Origin of the sequence: Pseudomonas bharatica, from assembly GCF_048586865.1 — a bacterium.
Classification (GTDB): Bacteria; Pseudomonadota; Gammaproteobacteria; order Pseudomonadales; family Pseudomonadaceae; genus Aquipseudomonas; species Aquipseudomonas bharatica.
The window spans coordinates 1-2,196 of the sequence record NZ_JBMAWR010000054.1; the positions used below are offsets into that span (position 1 = coordinate 1).

Annotated in this window: 1 protein-coding gene; it reads right to left on the reverse strand. The window is 63.0% G+C overall.

Annotation, left to right across the window (positions count from 1 at the left end):
- Nucleotides 1–2,196, reverse strand: a 2,196-nt coding sequence (locus ACKLLE_RS27090) for an immunoglobulin-like domain-containing protein (protein WP_420059601.1), incomplete at both ends; no start/stop codon positions are given.

Sequence of the window (2,196 nt, forward strand, 5' to 3'; positions counted from 1 at the left end):
ATTGCCGCCAGTGACGCCGGTGATGCTGTTGGTCAGCGGCGTATTGGTATTCAGCACGTTGTTCGGCGCAATGAAATCGACCGAGCCGCTGGAGCTGTTCACTGGGATAGTGATCGACTGGCCGTTAGCCAGACTGATGACCAGCGGAGTGCCGGTAACGGGTGCAGTGACGGAGGCGGTGTAGGTCACTACGCCGCCCTCAACAGCGCTGGCGGTAGCCGTCAAAGTCACGGTCGAAGTATCGATGCTGTCGGTAACTGCGGTCACTGCCGCGGTCGGGCTGACTTCCAGATGCTCGAAGTCGCCGCCGGTGGTACCCGTGACGGTGACGCTGACATTACTGCCATCTACATAAACGGTATTGGCTGGTGCCGCGAAGGTCACGCTGCCTTCCGACAGACCTTTGCCGATGGTAATGACCTCGCCATTACTCAGCGTGATCTTCATTTCACTGCCGGCCGGGTTGGTCAGGCGAGCGGTGTAGACGATGTCTCCACCTTCCTGGACGGTGCCTGTGGCCGACAGGGTCAGGCCAGTGGTGTCCAGGCGAGCGGGATCGTCGGTCACGACGGTGGTCGGCGTGCCGGCGGTTTCCAATTTCTCGTAATTGCCACCGGTGACGCCGGTGATGCTGTTGGTCAGCGGCGTGTTGGTATTCAGCACGTTGTTCGGTGCAACAAAGTCCACCGAACCGCTCGAAGAATTGACCGGAATGGTGATCGACTGGCCGTTCGCCAGAGAGATGACCAGAGGCGTACCAGTGACTGGCGCGGTAACCGAAGCGGTGTAGGTGACGACACCGCCTTCCACTGCGCTCGAAGTCGCGGTCAGGGTGACGGTCGACGTATCGATCGAATCCGTAACGGCAGTGACGGCAGCTGTCGGGCTGACTTCCAGATGCTCGAAGTCGCCACCAGTAGTCCCGGTGACGGTCACGCTGACGTTGCCGCCATCCACATAGACGGTGTTGGCAGGCGCTGCGAAGGTCACGCTGCCTTCGGAGAGGCCCTTGCCTATGGTGATCACTTCGCCATTGCTGAGGGTGACCTTCATTTCGCTGCCGGCCGGATTGGTCAGGCGGGCGGTGTAGACGATGTCGCCGCCTTCCTGGACGGTGCCAGTAGCGCTGAGGGTCAGGCCAGTAGTGTCCAGGCGAGCGGGATCGTCGGTCACGACGGTGGTTGGCGTGCCGGCGGTTTCCAGCTTCTCGTAATTGCCACCAGTGACGCCGGTGATGCTGTTGGTCAGCGGCGTGTTGGTGTTCAGGACGTTGTTCGGCGCAATGAAATCCACCGAGCCACTCGAAGCGTTGACCGGGATGGTGATCGATTGACCATTGGCCAGGCTGATCACCAGCGGCGTGCCGGTAACCGGAGCCGTGACCGAGGCGGTATAGGTCACCACGCCGCCTTCGGTGACGCTCGGGGTCGCGGTCAGGGTGACAGTCGAGGTGTCGATGCTGTCGGTGATCGCCGTCACCGCCGCAGCCGGATTCACCGCCAGTTTTTCGAAGTCACCGCCGGTGGTGCCGGTCACGGTGACGCTGACATTGCCCGCATCCACATAAACGGTGTTCGCAGGCGCCGCGAAGGTCACGGTGCCCTGGGTCTGGCCCTGGGCAATGGTGATGGTCTCACCATTGCTCAGGCTGATCTTCATTTCGCTGCCGGCCGGGTTGCTCAGGGTCGCGGTGTAGACGATCTGCCCGCCTTCGGCGACGGAACCGGTGGCGCCCAGGGTCAGGGTGGTGGTGTCCAGGCGCGCCGGGTCATCGGTGACGGTAGTGGTGGTCGTGCCGGTACCGGCGACCAGGCTCTCGTAGTTGCCGCCACTGACGCCGGTGATGCTGTTGGTCAGCGGTGCGTTGGTGGCCAGCACGTTGTCCGGCGCGGTGAAATTGACCGAGCCGGAGGTCTGGCCCACCGCGATGGTGATGCTCTGGCCGTTGGCCAGGTTGACGATTACCGGCGTGCCGGTCACCGGAGCGCCGACAGAGGCGGTGTAGGTCACCACGCCGCCTTCGGGCACGCTCGGGCTGGCGCTGAGGGTCACGGTGGTGGTGTCGGTGGAGTCGGTAACAGTGGTGACCGCCGGAGCCGGATTGGCCGCCAGGTTCTCGAAGTTGCCACCGGACACGCCGGTGATGGTGGTGCTGATCGGCGCCGCACCGTTGTAGACGTCGTTTGGTGCAGTGAA